The organism is Streptomyces sp. NPDC021224 (assembly GCF_044332905.1).
In the GTDB taxonomy this organism is placed as follows: Bacteria; Actinomycetota; Actinomycetes; order Streptomycetales; family Streptomycetaceae; genus Actinacidiphila.
In genome coordinates this window covers 368,790-390,658 of record NZ_JBIRPW010000004.1, presented here as the reverse complement: position 1 = coordinate 390,658, position 21,869 = coordinate 368,790, and the positions used below count along the sequence as shown (strand labels likewise).

Genomic DNA, 21,869 nt, shown 5'->3' with positions numbered 1-21,869 from the left:
CCTCACCCCCGCACCAGTGCGGGGGGAGCGTGTATCCACACGGTCCATATCCGATTGCTCTACTTCCGAGGTGACGTAGGCGTGGCTCTTCCGCCCCTTACCCCTGAACAGCGCGCTGCCGCGCTCGAAAAGGCCGCCGCGGCTCGCCGGGAGCGCGCCGAGGTCAAGAACCGACTGAAGCACTCCGGCGCGTCCCTGCACGAGGTCATCAAGCAAGGCCAGGAGAACGACGTCATCGGCAAGATGAAGGTCTCCGCCCTGCTCGAGTCCCTTCCCGGTGTCGGGAAAGTGCGCGCCAAGCAGATCATGGAGCGGCTCGGTATCTCCGAGAGCCGCCGGGTGCGCGGTCTTGGCTCGAACCAGATCGCTTCCCTGGAGCGGGAGTTCGGCGGCACCGCCGCCTGATGTCCCGGGTCCTTCGGGAACCAGGGATAATCGCTCCATGAGCTCTGCTGTCTCCCGGGGGGCCGCCGGCCCCCTCGCTCCGCAGGGGGCCACCGCGGCCCCCCCGGTCAGACGTCCGCGACTGACCGTGCTCTCCGGCCCCTCCGGGGTCGGCAAGAGCACGGTCGTCGCCCACCTGCGCACCGTGCACCCCGAGGTGTGGCTCTCGGTGTCGGCGACGACCAGAAAGCCCCGCCCCGGTGAACGGGACGGTGTGCAGTATTTCTTCGTCGACGACGACGAGTTCGACAAACTCGTCGCGAACGGCGAACTGCTGGAGTGGGCCGAATTCGCCGGTCACCGCTACGGCACCCCGCGGCAGGCGGTACTCGACCGGCTCGCCGCCGGTGACCCCGTGCTGCTGGAGATCGACCTCCAGGGCGCCCGACTGGTGCGCGAGTCGATGCCGGAGGCCGATCTGGTCTTCCTCGCCCCGCCCAGCTGGGACGAGCTGGTCCGCCGGCTCACCGGCCGGGGCACCGAGTCGCCCGAGGTGATCGAGCGCCGACTGGCCGCGGCCCGGGTCGAGCTGGCCGCCGAGTCAGAGTTCGACCGCACCCTTGTCAACACCTCCGTCGAGGATGTAGCGCGTGAGCTGCTAGCCTTGATGCACATCGACTGAGTGGCATCTTTGTCCCGCGCGCCGGACCCCGGTCCGGCTTCCGCGCCCGCCACCCGGTCCGCACCGTCCACTCGTTCCCGTCAGTAGGGGTAGGTAGAGCGTGTCCTCTTCCATCACCACGCCCGAGGGCATCATCAACCCGCCGATCGACGAACTGCTCGAGGCGACCGACTCCAAGTACAGCCTGGTGATCTACGCGGCCAAGCGCGCCCGCCAGATCAACGCGTACTACTCCCAGCTCGGCGAGGGCCTGCTGGAGTACGTCGGCCCCCTGGTGGACACGCACGTCCACGAGAAGCCGCTGTCGATCGCGCTGCGCGAGATCAACGCGGGTCTGCTGACCTCCGAGGCCGTCGAGGCCCCGGCCACCTGAGCAGCCGCACCGCGCATCACGCGTACACAACCGCATGACCACAGGCCCGGCGGCGCGACCGCCGGGCCTGTGGTGTGTCATGGGAGCAGCGGCGCCGGCACCGGCGGGGGCCGGTGAGGGCGCGACGGCAGACGGGAGAGACGCATGGAGCGGCAGGCGGACGGTACGGCGGGCGGCAGGCCCCGGGTCGTGCTCGGGGTCGGCGGCGGCATCGCGGCGTACAAGTCCTGCGAGCTGCTGCGGCGGCTCACCGAGTCGGGGCACGACGTCACCGTGGTGCCCACCGAGTCGGCGCTGAACTTCGTCGGCGAGGCCACCTGGTCCGCGCTGTCCGGCCACCCGGTCGCCACCGGTGTGTGGACCGGCGTCCACGAGGTGCCGCACGTCAGGATCGGCCAGCACGCCGACCTGGTGGTCGTCGCCCCGGCCACTGCCGACCTGCTCGCACGGGCCGCCCACGGCCTGGCCGACGACCTGCTCACCAACACCCTGCTCACCGCGCGCTGCCCGGTCGTCTTCGTCCCGGCCATGCACACCGAGATGTGGGAGCACCCGGCGACCCAGGAGAACGTCGCGACGCTGCGCCGCCGCGGCGCCGTGGTCGTCGAGCCCGCGGTAGGCCGCCTCACCGGTGTCGACACCGGCAAGGGCCGGCTGCCCGAGCCCGCGGAGATCTTCGAGGTCTGCCGCCGGGTGCTCGCCCGCGGCGGCCTCACCCGGGACCTGGCCGGCCGCCATGTGGTCGTGAGCGCCGGCGGCACCCGCGAGGCGCTGGACCCCGTCCGCTTCCTCGGCAACCGCTCCTCCGGCAAGCAGGGCTACGCGCTCGCCCGGACCGCGGTCGCGCGCGGCGCCCGCGTCACACTGGTCGCCGCCAACACCGCGCTGCCCGATCCGGCGGGCGCCGACGTGGTGCCGGTCGGCAGCGCCGAGCAGCTGCGCGAGGCGGTGCTCGCCGCGTCCCGGGACGCCGACGCGGTCGTGATGGCGGCGGCTGTCGCGGATTTCCGTCCGTCTCATTATACGGATATGAAGATCAAGAAGCGGGACGGCCAGGGGCCCGAGCCGATCCGGCTCACGGAGAACCCCGACGTCCTCGCGGGCCTGTCCGCGGACCGTCCGCACCCCGGACTCGTCGTCGTCGGCTTCGCCGCGGAGACCGACGACGTCCTCGCCAACGGGCGCAGGAAACTCGCCCGCAAGGGCTGTGACCTGCTGGTCGTCAACGAGGTGGGGGAGGGCACGGCCTTCGGCACCGACCACAACGCCGCCGTCGTGCTGGGCGCCGACGGCAGCGAGACGGAGGTGCCGTACGGCCCGAAGGAGGTGCTCGCCGACACGGTCTGGGACCTTGTGTCCGTCCGGCTCGGCGGCACCACCCGGACGGGCTGACGCCCCCCGACCAGGTCATTGCGCGGAAATCCCCCGAACGGGTGTAACGAAACGGGCGGAAATCCCGCGAAATGCCTCCGTGGCGGGACTGATCGTCATACCGCCACGAGAAGTGACGCAGGTCATGCCGCATCCAAGGAACGAGATGTCGTGTCCGCTCGGGCGGCGCGAACGATAAACTTGCCGCCGGAGTGCCGGGCGCAGCCCCGCGCACTCCACCAAGAATCAGCCAGCAGCCGCTGCAACCCCAGGGAGCGATGTGTCCCGCCGCCTCTTCACCTCCGAGTCCGTCACCGAGGGCCACCCGGACAAGATCGCTGATCAGATCAGCGACACCATTCTCGACGCCCTGCTGACCGCCGACCCCACCTCGCGCGTCGCGGTCGAGACGCTGATCACCACCGGGCAGGTGCACATCGCGGGAGAGGTGACGACGACCGCGTACGTGGACATCGCCACCCTCGTCCGCAGCAGGATCCTCGACATCGGCTACGACTCCTCCAAGAAGGGCTTCGACGGCGCCTCCTGCGGCGTGTCGGTGTCCATCGGAGCGCAGTCCCCGGACATCGCCCAGGGCGTCGACACCGCCTACGAGGCCCGTGTCGAGGGCGCCGCGAACGAGGACGACCTCGACAAGCAGGGCGCGGGCGACCAGGGCCTGATGTTCGGCTACGCCTCGGACGAGACCCCCGAGCTGATGCCGCTGCCCATCACCCTCGCGCACCGCCTCTCCCGGCGGCTGACCGAGGTCCGCAAGAACGGGACCATCCCCTACCTGCGCCCCGACGGCAAGACCCAGGTCACCATCGAGTACGACGGCGACAAGGCCGTCCGCCTCGACACCGTCGTGGTCTCCTCGCAGCACGCCTCCGACATCGACCTGGAGTCGCTGCTCGCGCCCGACATCCGCGAGTTCGTCGTCGAGGTCGAGCTCAAGGCGCTCATCGAGGACGGCATCAAGCTCGACACCGAGGGCTACAAGCTGCTCGTCAACCCCACCGGGCGGTTCGAGATCGGCGGCCCGATGGGTGACGCGGGCCTGACCGGCCGCAAGATCATCATCGACACGTACGGGGGCATGGCCCGCCACGGCGGCGGCGCCTTCTCCGGCAAGGACCCGTCCAAGGTCGACCGCTCCGCCGCGTACGCGATGCGGTGGGTCGCCAAGAACGTCGTCGCCGCCGGGCTCGCGGCGCGCTGCGAGGTCCAGGTCGCCTACGCGATCGGCAAGGCGGAGCCCGTCGGGCTCTTCGTCGAGACCTTCGGCACGGAGAACGTCGACGTCGAGAAGATCGAGCAGGCGATCTCGCAGGTCTTCGACCTGCGGCCGGCCGCGATCATCCGCGACCTCGACCTGCTGCGGCCGATCTACGCGGCCACCGCCGCGTACGGGCACTTCGGGCGTGAGCTGCCCGACTTCACGTGGGAGCGGACGGATCGCGTGGAGGCGCTGCGCGCCGCCGCGGGCATCTGAGACAGCTCCCGGCCCCTCGCGGAGGACGGCTCCCCGCCGTCCCCTGCGGGGGGCTTTGCCGTGCACTTGTTTTCCGTGGGGGCGCCCCGGGCTGCCCCTTGCGGTGCTCTGCGCGACCGTCCGCCGGTGGGTGGCTGGTCGCGCAGTTCCCCGCGCCCCTTGCGCCCTGGGGGTGCCCGTTGCGGTGCTTTGTGCGACCGTCCGCCGGTGGGTGGCTGGTCGCGCAGTTCCCCGCGCCCCTTGCGCCCTGGGGGTGCCCGTTGCGGTGCTTTGTGCGACTGTCCGCCGGTGGGTGGCTGGTCGCGCAGTTCCCCGCGCCCCTTGCGCCCTGAGGTGCCCGTTGCGGTGCTTTGCGCGATCGTCCGCCGGTGGGTGGCTGGTCGCGCAGTTCTCCCCCAGGCTCCGCCCGGGAGCCGGCTGCCGTTGCGGGCGAGGGCATCCGTTTTTCAGGGGCGCGGGGAACTGCGCGGCCAGCCCCCACCGGACGGGAAGGTGGCATGCCACGCCAAGTGGCGGTCACCTGTGTGCTCAGCCCCCGGCAGGGGAAGATCGCGGCGCCCACCGCAGTGGGCAGGTCGGGGCGCACTGTCGGAGGCGTCTGGCAGGATTGCCGGGTGAGTGACCAGGACAAACCGGCGGAGCAACTCGCCCTCATCCGGGACGCCGCCCGCAGGGCGAAGCCGCGGACGTGGCGCGGTGCGGCCCTCGCCGAAGGGCTGCCGGTCGCCCGCGTGCTGGTCGACAAGGGACTTCTGCACCTGGACCAGTTCTTCGACTACGCCGTGCCCGCCGCGATGGACGCGGACGCGCAGCCCGGCGTACGGGTCCGCGTCCGCTTCGGGGCCCGCGTCGTCAAGGGACGGCGTGAAGGCGGCACCCTGCACGACGGCTTCATCGTCGAGCGCCGCGCCGAGAGCGACTACGCCGGGCCGCTCGCCCCGCTGGCCCAGGTGCTCTCCACCGAGCGAGTCCTCACCCCGCGGCTGCTCACCCTGTGCCGTCAGGTCGCCGACCGCTACGCCGGTGTGCTCGCCGACGTCGTCCAGCTCGCCGTGCCGCCCCGGATGGCCCGCGCGGAACGGGATCCGTCGCCCGAGCCGCCGCCCCGCCCCCCGGCCCCCGAACCCGGCAGCTGGGCGCGGTACGCCACCGGGCCCGGCTACCTCCAGGCGCTCGCCCGCGGCGACACCCCGCGGGCGGTCTGGCTCGCGCTCCCCGGCCCGCACTGGCCCGCCGAACTCGCCCGCGCCATGGCCGCGACCCTCGCGTCCGGCCGCGGCGCCCTCGCCGTGCTGCCCGACGGCCGTGCCGTCGCCCGCGCCGACGCCGCCCTCACCGAACTGCTCGGCGAGGGCCACCACGTCATGCTCACCGCCGACGCCGGTCCCGAGGAGCGCTACCGGAACTGGCTCGCCGTCAGCCGCGGCGCGGTCCGCGCCGTCGTCGGCACCCGCGCCGCCATGTTCGCCCCGGTCGCCGATCTCGGCCTCGTCGCCGTGTGGGACGACGGTGACTCCAGCCACTCCGAGCCGCGCGCGCCCTACCCGCACGCCCGGGACGTCCTGCTGCTGCGCGCCACCGAGGAGCGCACCGCCTTCCTGCTCGGCGGCCTGACCGGCACCGTCGAGGGCGCCCAGCTCGTCGACAGCGGCTGGGCGCTGCCGCTGGCCGCCGCCCGCGACCAGGTACGGGCCGCGGCCCCGCTCATCCGCACGATCGGCGACACCGACGAGGCCCGCGACGCCGCCGCCCGCGCCGCCCGGCTGCCCTCGCTCGCCTGGCAGGTCACCCGGGACGCGCTGGCCCGCGGCCCGGTCCTCGTGCAGGTGCCGCGGCGCGGCTACGTCCCCCGGCTGGCCTGCGGCTCCTGCCGTGCCGCCGCCCGCTGCGCCGCCTGCTCCGGGCCGCTGGAGCTGCGCGAGCAGGGCGGCACACCCGCGTGCGGCTGGTGCGGGCGCCCCGCCGCGGACTGGCACTGCCCCGAATGCGGCGGCTTCCGGCTGCGCGCCCAGGTCGTCGGCGCCCGCCGTACCGCGGAGGAGCTGGGCCGCGCCTTCCCCCGGGTGCCGGTGCGGACGTCGGGCCGCGACACCGTGCTGCCCTCCGTCGGCGCCGCGCCCGCGCTCGTCATCGCCACGCCGGGTGCCGAGCCCGTCGCCGAGGGGCCCGGCTACGCGGCCGGTCTGCTGCTCGACGGCTGGGCCCTCCTCGGGCGGCCCGACCTGCGGGCCGGTGAGGAGGCGCTGCGGCGCTGGGCCGCGGCTGCGGCGCTGGTGCGTCCCGCGGGGGAGGGCGGCACGGTCGTCGTCCTCGCCGAGCCGACCATGCGCCCCGTCCAGGCGCTCGTCCGGTGGGATCCCGCCGGGCACGCCGTGCGGGAGCTGGCGGAACGGGCGGAGCTGCGGTTTCCGCCGGTGGCGCGGATGGCGTCGGTCTCCGGCCCGGCCGGTGCGGTCGCGGAGCTGCTCGCGGTGCTACGGCTTCCGCCGGGAGCGGACCAGTTGGGGCCGGTGCCGGAGCCGTCGGGCGGGGAGAGGGTGCTGTTGCGGGTACCGCCGGGGAGCGGGGGCGCGCTGGCGCTGGCGCTGAGGGAGGCGCGGGTTGCGCGGGCCGCGCGGGGTGGGGGGGAGCCGGTCGCTGTCCGCCTCGACCCGGCGGACATCGGGTAGTTCCCGTTCGCCCGCCTGCCCACCGTTGTTCGGCCGTCTGCCGGTGCCACCGGCGGGTGGTCGGGTGTCGCGCCGGGGCACCTCCTCGGAATGCGCGTCCGACCTCATGACCTGGGCGGCGGCCCCCGCATGCGCATTCCTGCGGGGGCACCCCGGACCGTCCCCCTCCGGGAGCGTCGGCGGCGTTCCGCCCGGTGGGGGACGAGGAAGGACGGGGGGACTGCCCGCTCGCCCCCTGACGGCGAGCGCGGCCCACACACGGGCGTGCACGTGCCCCCCGCCGGGGAGACCCCGCGGGGCGCCGCACCCGCCAGCGGGAATGGCGGGCGCCCGACGCCGTATCCGTACCCTCGCGCAGCTAGCCGTTGCGGGGGCTGGGGAGGAGGGGGTCCGGGAGGGGGGCGTCCTCCGGGAGCGCGGGCGGGACGGGTGGGCGGCGCCCTCCGTAGCGGCGGTGGACCGCCTGTTTGGTCACCCCCAGGGCGGAGCCCACCGCGTCCCAGGAGAAGCCGAGGGAGCGGTCGAACTCGACCGCCGCGGTCACGAGGGTCTCGACGCTGTCCCGGAGCTCCTGCGCGAGCCGCACCGTGGGGGCGGGCGCGCGGCCGTAGACGACGAAGCCGGCGGTGGGGCCGCCGCGCCGCGGGCGGTAGACGTTGCCCAGCTGGGCGGTGAGCGTCCGCAGCGCGTCCGCCTGGCGGCGGACCCTTTCGATGTCCCGCACCAGCAGGTGCAGGCTGGCCCGCGCCTGGGCGTCAGGGGTTGCGTGGTCGGGCATCAACAGGCCTCTCCAACCGACGGTGACGGGTCGAACTCTCTTGACCAACGCGCCACCGGCCTCGGGAGTCACGCCCTGGGGGCGTGCGGTGGGTCGCGCACCCCCGGGGATCTAGAATTGGCAGCCGTTCCCCGTCCGGCAGGAGAGGCCCCACGTGACCGTCAAGCCCATCCGCCTGTTCGGCGATCCGGTGCTGCGTGAGGTGGCGCGTCCGGTGACGGACTTCGACGCCGAACTGCGCGCCCTGGTGCGGGACCTGACCGAGACGATGCAGGCCGCGCCCGGCGCCGGGCTCGCGGCGCCGCAACTGGGCGTGCCGCTGCGGGTGTTCACCTACTTCGTGGACGGCGAGCTGGGGCATCTGGTCAATCCGGAGCTGACGCTGGGCGAGGAGGTGCAGGACGGCCCGGAGGGCTGCCTGTCGATCCCGGGGCTCACGTACGACTGCCGGCGGGCGCTGGAAGTGGTTGCCCGGGGGCTGGACATGTACGGCGAGCCGCTGGAGATCCGCGGGACGCAGCGGCTGGCGCGGTGCATCCAGCACGAGACCGACCACCTGGACGGCATCCTGTTCGTCGACCGGCTGGACGCCGGGCAGCAGGCGGCGGCGATGCGGGCGATCCGTGAGGCCGAGTGGGCGGGGGAGATCCCGCCCGAGGTCAGGGTGTCGCCGCACGACACCTTCGGCCGCGGCCGGTAACCGAGAGAGGCACACCCGCACGATGAAGCTCGTCTTCGCCGGCACCCCCGAGGTCGCCGTTCCCGCGCTCGACGCCCTGATCGCCGCCGGGCGGCACGAGGTCGCCGCCGTCGTGACCCGGCCGGACGCGGTCGCCGGGCGCGGCCGCAAGCTCGTGGCCAGCCCGGTCGCGCAGCGCGCCGAGGAGGCCGGGATCGAGGTGCTCAAGCCCGGCAGGCCGCGCGAGCCCGAGTTCCTGGAGCGGCTGCGGGAGATCGCCCCGGACTGCTGCCCGGTCGTCGCGTACGGGGCGCTGCTGCCCCGGGTCGCGCTGGACGTGCCCCGGCACGGCTGGGTCAACCTGCACTTCTCGCTGCTGCCCGCGTGGCGCGGCGCCGCCCCCGTGCAGCACGCGGTCATGGCCGGTGACGAGATGACCGGGGCCTCCACCTTCCTGATCGAGGAGGGCCTGGACTCCGGGCCGGTCTACGGGGTCGTGACGGAGGCCGTGCGGCCGAAGGACACCAGCGGCGACCTGCTGGGACGGCTCGCGGTCAGCGGCGCCGGGCTGCTGGTCGCCACGATGGACGGCATCGAGGACGGCTCCCTCGTCGCGCGCGAGCAGCCCGACGACGGGGTCACCCTCGCGCCGAAGCTCAGCGTCGAGAACGCCGAGGTCGACTGGTCCGCGCCCGCCCTGCGGGTCGACCGCCTGGTACGCGGCTGCACCCCGGCCCCGGGCGCGTGGACGCTGATCGGCGGCGAGCGGCTCAAGCTCGGCCCCGTCACGCCCGCGCCCGACCGCACCGACCTCGCGCCCGGCGAGCTGGCCGTCGCCAAAAATTCCGTGCACGTCGGGACGGGCAGCCACGCGGTCCTGCTGGGCGAGGTGCAGGCGCAGGGCAAGAAGCGGATGCCCGCCGCCGACTGGGCCCGCGGCGTCCAGCCGCCCGCCGGCACGGTCCTCGGCCACTGACCGTACGGCGTAGGCTTACCGGGTTCGACGACAATCGTGACGAAACAGAGCGCAGTGAACGGCAGACACCAGCAGCGTCGCCCCCAGGGCACCCCCCACCGGCGCCCGCAGCGCGACCCCGTGCGGGTCCTCGCGTTCGAGGCGCTGCGCGCCGTCGACGAACGGGACGCGTACGCCAACCTGGTCCTGCCCGGACTGCTGCGCACCGCCGAGCGCGAGGCCGCCGCCCAGGACCGCTCCTTCGACCGGCGGGACGCGGCGCTGGCCACCGAGCTGGTCTACGGCACGCTGCGCAACCAGGGCACCTACGACGCGGTCATCGCCGCGTGCGTCGACCGGCCGCTGCGCGAGGTCGATCCGCCGGTGCTCGACGTCCTCTCGCTCGGCGCGCACCAGCTGCTCGCGACCCGCATCCCGCCGCACGCCGCGGTCTCCGCGACCGTCGACCTGGCCCGCGTGGTGCTGGGCGAGGGCCGCGCCCGGTTCGTCAACGCGGTGCTGCGCAAGGTCGCCGCGCACGACCTCGACGGCTGGCTGGAGCGTGTCGCGCCGCGTTACGAGGACGACGCCGAGGGGCACCTCGCCGTCGTCCACTCGCACCCGCGGTGGATCGTCTCCGCCCTGTGGGACGCGCTCGGCGGCGGCCGGACCGGCGTCGAGGAACTGCTCGCCGCCGACAACGCCCGGCCCGAGGTCACCCTCGTCGCCCGCCCCGGCCGCACCACCGCCGCGGACGTCGCCGCCTCCATGCCGGACGGCGCCACCGAACCCGGCCGCTGGTCGCCCTACGCCCTGCGGCTCGCCGAGGGCGGCGACCCCGCCGCGGTGCCGGCCGTGGCCGAGGGCCTGGCCGGCGTCCAGGACGAGGGCAGTCAGCTCGTCGCCGCCGCCCTCGCCGCGGTGCCCGTCGAGGGCCGTGACGAGCGCTGGCTCGACGGCTGCGCGGGCCCCGGCGGCAAGGCCGCGCTGCTCGCCGGGCTCGCCGCGGGGCGCGGCGCACGGCTCGTCGCCGTCGAGAAGCAGCCGCACCGCGCCCGGCTCGTCGGCCGCTCGCTGGCCGGCAACCCCGGGCCGTACCAGGTCCTCGTCGCCGACGGCACCCGCCCGGTGTGGGCGCCCGGCTCCTTCGACCGGGTCCTCGTCGACGTCCCCTGCACCGGGCTGGGCGCCCTGCGCCGCCGCCCCGAGGCCCGCTGGCGGCGCCGCGCGGAGGACGTCCGCGGTTTTGGGCCGCTCCAGCGGGGCCTCCTCACGGAGGCGGTCGCCGCGACGCGCGTCGGCGGTGTCGTCGGGTACGCCACGTGCTCGCCGCACCTCGCGGAGACGCGGGAGGTCGTCGAGGACGTCCTCGCCCGCACGCCGGGCCTCGAACTCCTCGACGCCCGTCCCTACCTCCCGGGCGTCCCGGACCTCGGGCCCGGCCCGACCGTCCAGCTCTGGCCGCATCTGCACGGCACGGACGCGATGTTCCTGGCACTCCTGCGCCGCACCTCCTGACCCTGCCCCTGTGGGGCGCGAGCCCTACGCAGCAGGGGTCCGCCCCAGGCGGGAGGGGAGCCACGTACGGTCGCCCAGGTCGAGCGCGATCGCGGACACCAGGACCGAGCGGACCACGAACGTGTCCAGCAGGACGCCGAAGGCCACCGCGAAGCCGATCTCCGCGAAGGCGACGACCGGCAGCGTGCCGAGGACCGCGAACGTGCCGGCGAGGACGAGGCCCGCGGAGGTGATGACGCCGCCGGTGGCGGCGAGCCCGGTCAGGACGCCCTGCCGGGTGCCCAGCGCCGCGCTCTCCTCGCGGATGCGGGTCATCAGGAAGATGTTGTAGTCGATGCCGAGCGCGACCAGGAAGACGAAGACGAACAGCGGGAAGGCGGTGTCCTCGCCCGCGTAGTCGAAGACGTGCGCGAAGACCAGCGAGCTGACGCCGAGCGCGGCGGTGAAGGACAGCACGACGGTCGCGATGAGCACCAGGGGTGCGACGAGCGCGCGCAGCAGCACCGCGAGGATGAGCAGCACGACCAGCAGGATCAGCGGGATGAGCAGGACGTTGTCGCGGCTGGAGGCGCGCGCGGTGTCCTGCTGGATCGCGGTGCTGCCGCCGACCTTCGCGTCGGCGCCGGGGATCGCGTGCAGGACGTCGCGGGCGTGGTCGACGGTGCGGCGGGCGGCGTCGGTGTCGGGCTTCTGGGTGAGGGTGGCCTCCAGGTAGACCAGGCCGTTCTTCCGCGGGGTGACGCCCGGTGGGGTGCCGACGCTCGCGGGCAGGACGCCGGGCAGCGAGCGCAGCGCCGAGGTGACCTGGGGGGCGGCGCCCGCGCGGGCGATGACGACCATGGGCTGGCCGCCGCCCGCGGGGAAGTAGCGGTCCTGAAGGTGCTGGCCGACGACCGAGTCGGGGGTGTCGGTGAAGCTGTCGGCCTGGGCCAGCCCGTCCGCGTTGATGGAGAACAGGCCGAAGCCGAGGGCGCCGAGGATCACGACGGTGGTGCTCCACACCAGGCGGGGGCGGCGGCTGATGCGCCGTCCGATGCGTGCCCAGAGGCCGGTCGCGGTCGGCTCGGGGGTGCCGACGTGCGGGATCGCGGGCCAGAAGACCCAGCGGCCGGCGATCACCAGCAGCGCGGGGAAGAGCGTGATCATCGAGGTGAGGGCGACGGCCACGCCGATCGCGGCGACCGGGCCGAGGCCCGAGGTGGAGTTCATGTCGGCGGCGAGCAGGCACAGCATGCTCAGGGCGACGGTCGCGGCGCTGGCGACGACGGCGGGCCCGGCGCGGTGCAGGGCCAGGGCCATCGCCTCGTGGCGGTCCTCGTGGTGGCGCAGCTCCTCGCGGTAGCGGGCCACGAGCAGCAGCGCGTAGTCCGTACCGGCGCCGAAGACCAGCACCGTCAGGATGCCGGCGCTCTGGGCGTTGACGACGAGGCCCGCGTGCCGGGCCAGCAGGTAGACGAGGGCCTCGGTGGTGAAGAGCGCGGCGATGACGGAGATCACCGGGAGCAGCAGCAGGGTCAGGCTGCGGTAGGTGACGAGCAGGATCACCACGACGACGGCGAGGGCCGCGAAGAGCAGGGTGCCGTCGATCCCGGCGAAGGCCTTGTTGGAGTCGGCGGCGAAGCCCCCGGGCCCGGTGATGTGGACCTGGAGCCCGTCGGTGCCGCGGGAGGCGGTGGCCCGCAGGTCGTTCACCGCGTCCTCGACGGACGTCCAGCCCTTCTCCTCCAGCACGATCGGCACGACGACCTGGGCGGCCCGCGGGTCCTGGCGGCGGTCGAGCTGCGGGCCGACGGTGCGCGAGCCGATGATGCCGTGCGCGGTCATGGCCCGGACGGCGTCGGTGTCGCGGCCGATGACGGCGACGTCGGCCGGGGTGAGGCCGCCGGGGCGGGTGTAGACGATGACGGCGGGGGCGGACTCGGGCACGAACTGCTTCTGCAGCTGGAGCACCTTCGTGGACTCCGCGTTGCCGGGCAGCCAGCTCGCCGCGTCGTTCTTCTCCGCGCCCATGAGCTTGGTGGCCAGCGGGGCGAGGGCGACGAGGACGACCACCCACAGGGCCAGCACGACCCATTTGCTGCGCCGTCCGGTGACCAGGTGCGCCAGCCGTCCCGCCGTGCCCGCCATCCGCGTGACCCCCACGATCCGCTCGGAGGTGGCCCCGTGACACCCCGGCAGGTACGCGGGGCGGGCCGGTCCCAGCATGGCACCGGTGTTCGGGCCGCGCCCGTCGGCCGCGGCGGACGCGGGCCCCGCGCGGCCCGTCCCGTACCGGGTTTCCGCAGGCCGCGGCGATCTGGTTTGCTGGGGGCCATGAGCGTGCAGATCAGCCCCAGCATCCTGTCCGCGGACTTCGCCCGGCTGGCCGACGAGGCCAGGGCGGTCGAGGGTGCCGACTGGCTCCATGTGGACGTCATGGACAACCACTTCGTGCCGAACCTGACGCTGGGTCTGCCGGTGGTGGAGTCGCTGCACAAGGCGACCGGGACGCCGCTGGACTGCCATCTGATGATCGAGGACCCGGACCGCTGGGCGCCCGCGTACGTCGAGGCCGGCGCCTCGTCGGTGACCTTCCACGTCGAGGCCGCGGCCGCGCCCGTCCGCATCGCCCGGGAGATCCGCGCCAAGGGCGCCCGCGCGTCGATGGCACTGCGTCCGGCGACCCCGATCGAGCCGTACGAGGACCTGCTGCCGGAACTCGACATGCTGCTGGTCATGACCGTGGAGCCGGGCTTCGGCGGGCAGAGGTTCCTGGACATCATGCTGCCGAAGATCCGCCGTACCCGGCAGCTGATCGACCGGCACGGTCTGGAGATGTGGCTCCAGGTGGACGGCGGGGTGTCCGCCGAGACCATCGAGCGCTGCGCGGAGGCGGGCGCCGACAACTTCGTGGCGGGCAACGCGGTGTACGGCGCCGCCGACCCGGCGGCGGCGGTCCGGGCCCTGCGGGAACAGGCCGCCTCGGCGCACCGGCACTGATCCTCCGTCCGCCGGGTGCTACGCGCCCGTAACCCCCGGCGTCTGCGAGGATGGCGGAGAAGCCGGACCGGCCGGGCGACTGGGGAGAGACGGACGTGAGCACAGGCCGCGCGCACGCGCGCATGGGCCCAGGGGAGATGGTCCAGGCGGCGGCGATGGCACGTCGCTTCTACCTGGAGGGCAAGTCCAAGATCCAGATCGCCGAGGAGTTCGGCGTGAGCCGCTTCAAGGTGGCCAGGGTTCTGGAGACCGCGCTGGAGCGTGAGCTGGTGCGGATCGAGATCCGGGTCCCGGCCGAACTGGACGCCGAACGCTCCGACGCGCTGCGCGCGCACTACGGGCTGCGGCACGCGGTCGTCGTGCAGACCCCGCCGGACCAGGCCGACGCCCCCGACCCGGAGAACCTGGGCGCGGTCGCCGCCGGGCTGCTCGGCGAGCTGGTCACCGACGGCGACGTGCTGGGCCTGGCCTGGGGCCGCTCCATCATCACCATGGCCAACGCCATCGACCGGCTCGCCCCCTGCACCGTCGTCCAGCTCACCGGTGTCTACGACGTCGGCACCGCCGAGCGCGGCTCGGTCGAGGCGGTACGCACCGCGGCCGCCGTCTCCGGCGGCGAGGCGCACCCGCTGTACGCGCCGATGGTGCTCGGCGACCCGGCCACCGCCGCCGCGCTGCGCGGCCAGAGCGGTATCGCCGCCGTCATGGGCCACTACGACAAGGTGACCGTCGCGGTGGTGTCCGTCGGCTCGTGGGAGGCGGGGGTCTCCACGGTCCACGACGCGCTCACCGACGAGGAGCGCGAGCACTACGCCGGGCTCGGGGTGGCCGCCGAGATGTCCTCGCACCTCTTCGACGCGGCCGGCCGCCGGGTGGGCCGCGACCTGGGGGAGCGCTGCATCACGATCGACGCCGACCGGCTGCGCCGCATCCCCGAGGTGGTGGCCATCGCGGGCGGTACGCGCAAGGCCGCCGCGATCGACGCGGTGCTGCGCTCCGGCCTGGTCACCAGCCTGGTCACGGACATCGCCGCCGCCGACCGGCTGCTGGCCGACACCCGCGCCCCGGAGCGCCCGGCGCTGGAGCGGGCAGACCCCGACGACCACTGACGGCCGCTGACGCGCACAGACGGCCCGGCGCGCCGCTGCCGCGCGCCCCGGCGTCCGCTGTGGCAGCATCGGCGCATGCTCGTGCTCGACCTGACCGGCGTCGCCGACCGGCAGGCGTTCATGGACCGGTGCACCGCCGACCTGGCCCTGCCGGAGTGGTTCGGCCGTACCTGGGACTCGCTCGCCGACTGCCTCACCGACCTGTCGTGGTGGCCCGCCGGACCGGACGGGCGGCGGCTGGACGTCCGCGGCTGGTCCGGTTTCGCGGCGGCGCTGCCGCGCGAGTGGCGGATCGTCCGGGACATCCTGCGGGACGCCGAGCTGTTCTGGCGGGGCACCGACACCGAGCTGCGGGTGGTCCTGGAGGAAGATACGAAGGGGCCTGGTCAAGAGCCGGATGTTCCTCCGTAGGCACCGCCGACCTTCGCATGCAAATATGAAGTACGTGCGTTTCCTCAATGATGTTCAGCCTCCGTACGACCTGACGTACGACGACGTTTTCATGGTGCCGAGCCGCAGCGCGGTGGGCTCCCGGCAGGGTGTGGACCTTCGGGCCCCCGACGGGACCGGCACCACGATTCCGCTGGTGGTCGCCAACATGACCGCCGTGGCCGGCCGCCGGATGGCCGAGACGATGGCCCGCCGCGGCGGGCTCGTCGTCATCCCGCAGGACATTCCGATCGATGTCGTCGCCGACGTGGTCGGCTACGTCAAGCGGCGCCACCTGGTGCTGGACACCCCGATCACCCTGGCCCCCGGCCAGACCGTCGCCGACGCGCTGTCGCTGCTGCCCAAGCGGGCGCACGGCGCGGGCGTGGTCGTCGAGGACGGCCGCCCGGTCGGTGTCGTCACCGAGTCCGACCTGACCGGTGTGGACCGCTTCACCCAGCTGTCCGAGGTGATGTCCGCCGACCTGCTGGTGCTCGACGCCGGCATAGACCCGCGGGACGCCTTCAACCGGCTGGAGGACGCCCACCGCAAGCTCGCCCCCGCCGTCGACGCCGACGGCCGGCTCGCCGGCATCCTCACCCGTACGGCCGCGCTGCGCGCCACGCTCTACCAGCCCGCCGTCGACGCCGAGGGGCGGCTGCGGATCGCCGCGGCCGTCGGCATCAACGGGGACGTGGCGGGCAAGGCGGCGCAGCTGCTCGAGGCCGGAGTGGACACCCTCGTGGTGGACACCGCGCACGGCCACCAGGAGTCGATGCTCGCCGCGGTCCGCGCGGTCCGGGCGCTCGACCCGGGGGTCCCGGTCGTCGCGGGCAACGTGGTGTCCGCCGAAGGCACCCGCGACCTCATCGAGGCGGGCGCCGACATCGTCAAGGTCGGCGTCGGACCCGGTGCGATGTGCACCACCCGGATGATGACCGGGGTGGGCCGCCCGCAGTTCTCCGCCGTCCTGGAGTGCGTCGCCGAGGCGCGCCGGCACGGCAGGCACGTCTGGGCCGACGGCGGCGTACGGCACCCGCGGGACGTCGCGATGGCGCTCGCGGCCGGTGCCTCCAACGTCATGATCGGCTCGTGGTTCGCGGGGACGTACGAGTCGCCCGGCGACCTCCAGCAGGCCGCGGACGGGCGGCTGTACAAGGAGTCCTTCGGCATGGCCTCGGCCCGCGCGGTCCGCAACCGCACCGCCGAGGAGTCGGCGTACGACCGGGCGCGCAAGGGGCTCTTCGAGGAGGGCATCTCCACCTCGCGGATGTACCTGGACCCGGTGCGGCCCGGCGTGGAGGACCTGGTCGACTCGATCATCGCCGGGGTCCGCAGCGCGTGCACGTACGCGGGCGCGGGCTCGCTCGCGGAGTTCGAGCGCAACGCGATCGTCGGCATCCAGAGCGCCGCGGGATACGCCGAGGGCAAGCCCTTGCACGCCAGCTGGCAGTAGCCGGCGGTAGCGTCGGGCCTCGTGCCGCTCAACGAACTCGACGAACGCATCGTCCACGCGCTGGCCGCCGACGCCCGCCGCACCTACGCCGACATCGGCGCCGAGGTGGGCCTGTCGGCCCCCGCCGTCAAGCGCCGGGTGGACCGGCTGCGGGCGGCGGGGGCCATCACCGGCTTCACCGTGCGGGTCGATCCGGCCGCGCTCGGCTGGCAGACCGAGGCCCTCGTGGAGCTGTACTGCCGCCACAACACCTCGCCGGACGACATCCGGCGCGGGCTGTCCCGCTACCCGGAGGTGGCGTCCGCCTCGACCGTGACCGGCGAGGCGGACGCGGTGGTGCAGGTCTTCGCCGCCGACGTGCGGCACTTCGAGCAGGTGCTGGAGCGCATCGCCGGTGAGCCCTTCGTGACCAGGACCAAGTCGGTGCTGGTGCTCTCGCCGCTGCTGCGCCGTTACGGGGCGGGCAGCCCCGGCTGATCGCGCCCGGTGTCGCGGGCCGCCGCACGACACATCGGGCAAAATGTCTGATTCGTTAGGTTTTGCCGGATCCTCCCGGGTAATCCGTTCAGTGACCGTTCCCAGGTCACGGCAGCCCGTAGGAGGCGACATGATCACGCGCGAACAGATACCCCAGGTGGTGGGCCATCCGGTCCATGACGCCGAGGGCAAGAAGGTCGGCGACGCCAAGCACATGTACCTGGACGACAACACCGGAGCCCCCGAGTGGGTGACGGTCAAGACCGGGTTCTTCGGCAGCAACGAGACCTTCGTGCCGACCCGTTCCGCGCGGCTTGTCCAGGACCACCTGGAGGTGCCGTACGCGCGGGAGAAGATCAAGGGCGCGCCGAACGTCGACGTCGACTCCGGCGGCCACCTGTCGGTGGAGGAGGAGCAGCACCTCTACCGGTACTACGGCATCGAGCGCAGCGGCGACAAGAGCGAGTCCGCCGACACCTCGGGCAAGAAGGCCGCCGCCGCGGGCGGGGCCGCCGGGGCGGCAGGCGCCGCGGCGGGCACGAAGCGCTCCGCGCGGGACACCGGGGCCGACATCCCGGGCGGGACGGACGAGAAGTCCGCCGCCGCGGGCGCGGGCGCCGGGGCCGGCATGGGCACCTCCGGGATGCCCGGCCGCACGGGCGCACCCGAGCGCGGCACCGCCGCCGGAGCCGAGAACGAGGCCCTGACCCGCTCCGAGGAGGAGATGCACGTCAAGGTCGAACGCCACGCCTCGGGCAAGGCCAGGCTGCGCAAGTTCGTCGAGGTCGAGGAGGTCGAGCAGACCGTCCCCGTACGCCACGAGGAGGTCAAGGTCGAGCGCGAACCGCTGAGCGCCACCGACCGCGAGGCCCTGCGCTCCGGCCGCGAGATCAGCGAGGCCGAGAGCTACGTGACCCTGCACGAGGAGAGCCCCGTCGTCGAGACGGAGGTCGTCCCCAAGGAGCGGGTGCGGATGCGGGTCGAGGAGCACGTGGAGCAGAAGAAGGTCCACGGGCGGGTGCGGAAGGAAAGGATCGAGGCGGACATGGAGTCCCCCTCGGACCCCCTCCCGGGTGACACCCCCTGACCGCCCCTCCTCGGCGGTCCCCCGCCCGGTCTCCGGCCCCCCGGAGACCGGGCGCCTTCTCGTCCCAAGGGCCCGCGCTCCAGGGGCGCGGGCCCCACGCAACGGATCACCGGTGGTGGCCGGAAACGCGCAACGGATCGGGCAGCAGCGCGCAAGGGATGGGTCTTGAGTGCGCCGCACCCCGTACGTAGCGTCGAGTCGTACGGGGTGACCTGCGGAAAGAAGGAGTACGGGGTGCGGATCGCGCTGGCTCAGGGGGTGGCGCCCGGCGGGGCCGCGTTCGAGGCGGCGGCGCGCGAGGCCGCGCGCGGCGGGGCGCGGCTCATGGTCGCGCCCGAGCTGTCGTGGACCGGCTACGTGCTGGGCCCGCGGGCGGCCGAACTCGCGGAGGGCGCGGACGGGCCCGCCGCCGCGTGTGCGGCCCGGGTCGCGGCGGAGTACGGGCTCGCCGTGGTGTACGGCTGGCCCGAGCGCGACGGGGACACGGTCCGCAACACTGTCCGGCTCGTCGGGCCGGACGGCACCGTACGCGCCACGTACCGCAAGGCGCATCTGTACGGCGAGGGCGAGCGCGCCGCGTTCGCGCCCGGCACGGAGCCGGTCGTGCAGGCCGAGCTGGACGGCCTCGTGATCGGCCTGCTCGTCTGCTACGACGTGGAATTCCCCGAGGCGGTGCGCGCGCACGCGCTGGCCGGCACCGACGTGCTGGCGGTGCCCACCGCGCTGATGCGGCCGTACGAGGCGGTGCCGCGGCTGCTCGTACCGGCGCGGGCGTACGAGAACGGGCTGTTCGTCGCCTATGCCAACCGCTGCGGCCCGGAGGGCGGCTACGACTTCGCCGGGCTGAGCTGCCTGGCCGGGCCCGACGGCGAGGTCGCCGCGCGGGCCGGGGCGGGGCCCGGCGTGCTGTTCGGCGACGCCGACCCCGCGCGGATCGCCGAGGCGCGCGCGGCCACGCCGTACCTCGACGACCGCCGGCCCGACCTCTACCGCACCCTCACCGCCAGGAGCCCCCGCACATGACGTCCGTGCCCACCGCCGTCCACGACGAGCAGCACATCGAGGCGCAGACCCAGCCGCCCGTGACGATGTCCGGCCCCGACTTCCCCTTCCCCTACGACGACTTCCTCGCCCATCCGGCGGGGCTGGGCGCGGTGCCGCCGGCCGAGCACGGCACGGAGGTCGCGGTCGTCGGCGGCGGGCTGTCCGGGATCGTGGCCGCGTACGAGCTGCTGACCATGGGCCTGCGGCCGGTGGTCTACGAGGCGGACGGGATCGGCGGGCGGCTGCGTACCGTCGGCTTCGACGGCTGCGACCCGGAACTGACCGCGGAGATGGGCGCGATGCGCTTCCCGCCCTCCTCCACCGCCTTCTGGCACTACGCGGACCTGGTCGGCCTGCGCAGCTCGCCCTTCCCCAACCCGCTGGCGCCCGCGACCCCGTCGACCGTCGTCGACCTCAAGGGCGAGACGCACTACGCCACGTCGCTCGACGACCTGCCCGAGGTCTACCACCAGGTGATGCACGCCTGGAACGCCTGCCTGGAGGAGGGCGCCGACTTCTCCTCGATGCAGCGCGCGCTGCGCGAGCGGGACGTCCCGGAGATCCGCCGGATATGGTCCGCGCTGGTGGAGCGGCTGGACAACCAGACCTTCTACGGCTTCCTGTGCGACTCGCCCGCCTTCCGGTCCTTCCGGCACCGGGAGATCTTCGGGCAGGTCGGCTTCGGCACCGGCGGCTGGGACACCGACTTCCCCAACTCGATCCTGGAGATCCTGCGGGTCGTCTACACCGGCGCCGACGACGACCACCGCAGCATCGACGGCGGCAGCCGGCAACTGCCGCTGCGGCTGTGGGAGAAGGCCCCCGACAAGGCCGTGCACTGGCCCCGCGGCACCTCGCCGGCCTCGCTGCACGACGGCGGCGTCCCGCGCCCGGCCGTCACCGGGCTGCACCGCACCGCGGGCAACCGGATCACGGTCACCGACACCACCGGCGACATCCGCTCGTACAAGGCGGTGGTCTTCACCGCGCAGAGCTGGATGCTGCTGTCGAAGATCGCCTGCGACGACGCGCTCTTCCCGATCGACCACTGGACCGCGATCGAACGCACCCACTACATGGCGTCCAGCAAGCTCTTCGTGCCCGTGGACCGGCCCTTCTGGCGGGACAAGGACCCGCGCACCGGGCGGGACGTGATGTCGATGACGCTCACCGACCGGATGACCCGCGGCACCTATCTGCTGGAGCAGGGGCCGGACCGGCCGGCCGCGATCTGCCTGTCGTACACCTGGAGCGACGACAGCCTCAAATGGCTGCCGCTGAGCGCCCACGAGCGGATGGAGGTCATGCTCGGCTCGCTCGCCGAGATCTACCCGGGCGTCGACATCAGGAAGCACGTCATCGGCAACCCGGTGACCGTCTCGTGGGAGAACGAGCCGTACTTCATGGGCGCCTTCAAGGCGAACCTGCCCGGCCACTACCGCTACCAGCGGCGGCTGTTCACGCACTTCGTGCAGGACGCGCTGCCCGCCGACCGGCGCGGGCTGTTCCTCGCGGGCGACGACATCTCGTGGACCGCCGGGTGGGCCGAGGGCGCGGTGCAGACCGCGCTCAACGCGGTGTGGGGCGTCATGCGCCACCTCGGCGGCGCCACCGACCCGCTCAACCCCGGGCCCGGCGACCGCTACGACGAACTGGCGCCGGTGCTGCTGCCCGAGGACTGACCCCCGCACCCGGCCGGGGTCAGCAGCAGCCGGCCGACCAGCCCCACGCCCGCGTCCAGCCGGCTCACGCACTCGTCGTACGCGGCGGGCGAGCCGCGCAGCGCCCACAGCAGCCGGGCCGCCGCCCAGGCCGCGTCCCGGGCGCGGGCCAGCGACCAGGACCCCACCAGGTGGGTGAGCGGGTCGGCGGCCTCCAGCAGGTCAGGGCCGGGCATCAGCTCCTCGCGGACCCGCTCCTCGATGCCGGTGAGCACCTCGCCGATCCGGTCGAAGTCCGCTTCGAGCGCGGCGATCCCGAGCCCCGTCGCGCGGCAGGTGTCCAGCACCGCGAGGGCCAGGTCGTGCCCGACATGGGCGTTGATGCCGGCCAGCGCGAACTGCAGCGGCCGCACCCCCGGGTGGGCGCGCAGCGTGAACAGCGGGCGCCAGCACGCGGGCGGGCGGCGGCCCGCCGCGTCGTCCTCGACCGCCGCCAGGAAGCGCCCGGCGAACCGCACCGCGAGCCGGGCCGCGACCACCCGGTCGGTGAAGTCGCCGCCCGCGAGCCGCCGTTCGACCTCCTCGGTCACGGAGGCGTAGACCCGGGTGAAGACGGCGACGCCGTCCCCGTACGGCAGGCCCGCGTCGGTGGCCCGCATCCGCTCCAGCACGGCGGCTACGTCGGTCGTCATGCGCCCAGTCTGTCCGCGCCCGCCCGGCAAC

The 21,869-nt window shown here is 74.1% G+C and carries 20 protein-coding genes; 17 read left to right on the top strand and 3 right to left on the bottom strand.

Annotated features, from left to right (window positions below; translation table 11 throughout):
• Window positions 1-81: 81 nt before the first annotated feature.
• The 6 genes from ACH4PY_RS13325 (at window position 82) to ACH4PY_RS13300 (ending at window position 6,974) form a co-directional block, all read left to right on the top strand.
• Window positions 82-405, top strand: a complete 324-nt coding sequence (locus tag ACH4PY_RS13325; RefSeq protein ID WP_031515413.1) for an integration host factor — start codon at window positions 82-84, stop codon at window positions 403-405.
• A 37-nt stretch (window positions 406-442) separates the two neighbouring features.
• Window positions 443-1,066, top strand: a complete 624-nt coding sequence (gmk, locus tag ACH4PY_RS13320; RefSeq protein WP_398180250.1) for a guanylate kinase — start codon at window positions 443-445, stop codon at window positions 1,064-1,066.
• A 100-nt stretch (window positions 1,067-1,166) separates the two neighbouring features.
• Complete coding sequence (rpoZ, locus tag ACH4PY_RS13315) at window positions 1,167-1,439, top strand: DNA-directed RNA polymerase subunit omega (protein WP_031515417.1); 273 nt, start codon at window positions 1,167-1,169, stop codon at window positions 1,437-1,439.
• 144 nt (window positions 1,440-1,583) lie between these two features.
• Window positions 1,584-2,831 carry a bifunctional phosphopantothenoylcysteine decarboxylase/phosphopantothenate--cysteine ligase CoaBC gene (gene coaBC / locus ACH4PY_RS13310; RefSeq protein WP_398180246.1) on the top strand — a complete coding sequence of 416 codons (1,248 nt, stop codon included), beginning with the start codon at window positions 1,584-1,586 and terminating at the stop codon, window positions 2,829-2,831.
• A gap of 259 nt (window positions 2,832-3,090) precedes the next feature.
• Window positions 3,091-4,305: a methionine adenosyltransferase gene (gene metK / locus ACH4PY_RS13305; protein WP_398180243.1), complete on the top strand. Its 1,215-nt coding sequence runs from the start codon at window positions 3,091-3,093 to the stop codon at window positions 4,303-4,305.
• 614 nt (window positions 4,306-4,919) lie between these two features.
• Window positions 4,920-6,974 carry a primosomal protein N' gene (locus ACH4PY_RS13300; protein ID WP_398180240.1) on the top strand — a complete coding sequence of 685 codons (2,055 nt, stop codon included), beginning with the start codon at window positions 4,920-4,922 and terminating at the stop codon, window positions 6,972-6,974.
• Window positions 6,975-7,332: 358 nt separating this feature from the next.
• Here the strand turns inward: ACH4PY_RS13300 and ACH4PY_RS13295 are convergent, their stop codons facing one another.
• Window positions 7,333-7,752: a hypothetical protein gene (locus ACH4PY_RS13295; protein WP_398180237.1), complete on the bottom strand. Its 420-nt coding sequence runs from the start codon at window positions 7,750-7,752 to the stop codon at window positions 7,333-7,335.
• Between the two features lie 154 nt (window positions 7,753-7,906).
• Here ACH4PY_RS13295 and def point away from each other — a divergent pair, with 154 nt between their 5' ends.
• The 3 genes from def to ACH4PY_RS13280 are packed head-to-tail and all read left to right on the top strand — an operon-like array spanning window position 7,907 to window position 10,904.
• A complete protein-coding gene (gene def / locus ACH4PY_RS13290) occupies window positions 7,907-8,452 on the top strand; it encodes a peptide deformylase (RefSeq protein WP_398180234.1) in 546 nt (181 codons plus the stop codon).
• Between the two features lie 22 nt (window positions 8,453-8,474).
• Window positions 8,475-9,407 carry a methionyl-tRNA formyltransferase gene (gene fmt, locus ACH4PY_RS13285; RefSeq protein ID WP_398180231.1) on the top strand — a complete coding sequence of 311 codons (933 nt, stop codon included), beginning with the start codon at window positions 8,475-8,477 and terminating at the stop codon, window positions 9,405-9,407.
• A 54-nt stretch (window positions 9,408-9,461) separates the two neighbouring features.
• Entirely contained in the window at window positions 9,462-10,904 is a 1,443-nt protein-coding gene (locus ACH4PY_RS13280; protein ID WP_398180227.1) for an RsmB/NOP family class I SAM-dependent RNA methyltransferase, read from the top strand.
• A gap of 24 nt (window positions 10,905-10,928) precedes the next feature.
• Here the strand turns inward: ACH4PY_RS13280 and ACH4PY_RS13275 are convergent, their stop codons facing one another.
• On the bottom strand, window positions 10,929-13,031 hold the full coding sequence (locus ACH4PY_RS13275; RefSeq protein WP_398180864.1) for an MMPL family transporter: 2,103 nt from the start codon (window positions 13,029-13,031) through the stop codon (window positions 10,929-10,931).
• 186 nt (window positions 13,032-13,217) lie between these two features.
• Here ACH4PY_RS13275 and rpe point away from each other — a divergent pair, with 186 nt between their 5' ends.
• The 8 genes from rpe (at window position 13,218) to ACH4PY_RS13235 (ending at window position 21,167) form a co-directional block, all read left to right on the top strand.
• Window positions 13,218-13,883, top strand: coding sequence for a ribulose-phosphate 3-epimerase (gene rpe / locus ACH4PY_RS13270; protein WP_398180224.1), 666 nt, complete (start codon window positions 13,218-13,220; stop codon window positions 13,881-13,883).
• 95 nt (window positions 13,884-13,978) lie between these two features.
• Window positions 13,979-14,992 (top strand): sugar-binding transcriptional regulator, encoded by a 1,014-nt coding sequence (locus tag ACH4PY_RS13265; protein WP_398180221.1) that lies wholly within the window; start codon window positions 13,979-13,981, stop codon window positions 14,990-14,992.
• Between the two features lie 75 nt (window positions 14,993-15,067).
• A complete protein-coding gene (locus tag ACH4PY_RS13260) occupies window positions 15,068-15,403 on the top strand; it encodes a barstar family protein (RefSeq protein WP_398180218.1) in 336 nt (111 codons plus the stop codon).
• A gap of 25 nt (window positions 15,404-15,428) precedes the next feature.
• Entirely contained in the window at window positions 15,429-16,877 is a 1,449-nt protein-coding gene (locus tag ACH4PY_RS13255; protein WP_398180215.1) for a GuaB1 family IMP dehydrogenase-related protein, read from the top strand.
• Between the two features lie 21 nt (window positions 16,878-16,898).
• A complete protein-coding gene (locus ACH4PY_RS13250) occupies window positions 16,899-17,354 on the top strand; it encodes an Lrp/AsnC family transcriptional regulator (RefSeq protein ID WP_031517638.1) in 456 nt (151 codons plus the stop codon).
• 130 nt (window positions 17,355-17,484) lie between these two features.
• Window positions 17,485-18,441, top strand: a complete 957-nt coding sequence (locus ACH4PY_RS13245; RefSeq protein WP_398180212.1) for a PRC and DUF2382 domain-containing protein — start codon at window positions 17,485-17,487, stop codon at window positions 18,439-18,441.
• A 234-nt stretch (window positions 18,442-18,675) separates the two neighbouring features.
• On the top strand, window positions 18,676-19,464 hold the full coding sequence (locus ACH4PY_RS13240; protein WP_398180861.1) for a carbon-nitrogen hydrolase family protein: 789 nt from the start codon (window positions 18,676-18,678) through the stop codon (window positions 19,462-19,464).
• Complete coding sequence (locus ACH4PY_RS13235) at window positions 19,461-21,167, top strand: flavin monoamine oxidase family protein (RefSeq protein WP_398180209.1); 1,707 nt, start codon at window positions 19,461-19,463, stop codon at window positions 21,165-21,167. The genes ACH4PY_RS13240 and ACH4PY_RS13235 overlap by 4 nt, the downstream gene beginning before the upstream one ends.
• On the opposite strand, the gene ACH4PY_RS13230 is transcribed toward ACH4PY_RS13235, so the two are convergent.
• Window positions 21,128-21,838 (bottom strand): DUF5995 family protein, encoded by a 711-nt coding sequence (locus tag ACH4PY_RS13230; protein WP_398180206.1) that lies wholly within the window; start codon window positions 21,836-21,838, stop codon window positions 21,128-21,130. The genes ACH4PY_RS13235 and ACH4PY_RS13230 overlap by 40 nt on opposite strands.
• Window positions 21,839-21,869: the final 31 nt, after the last annotated feature.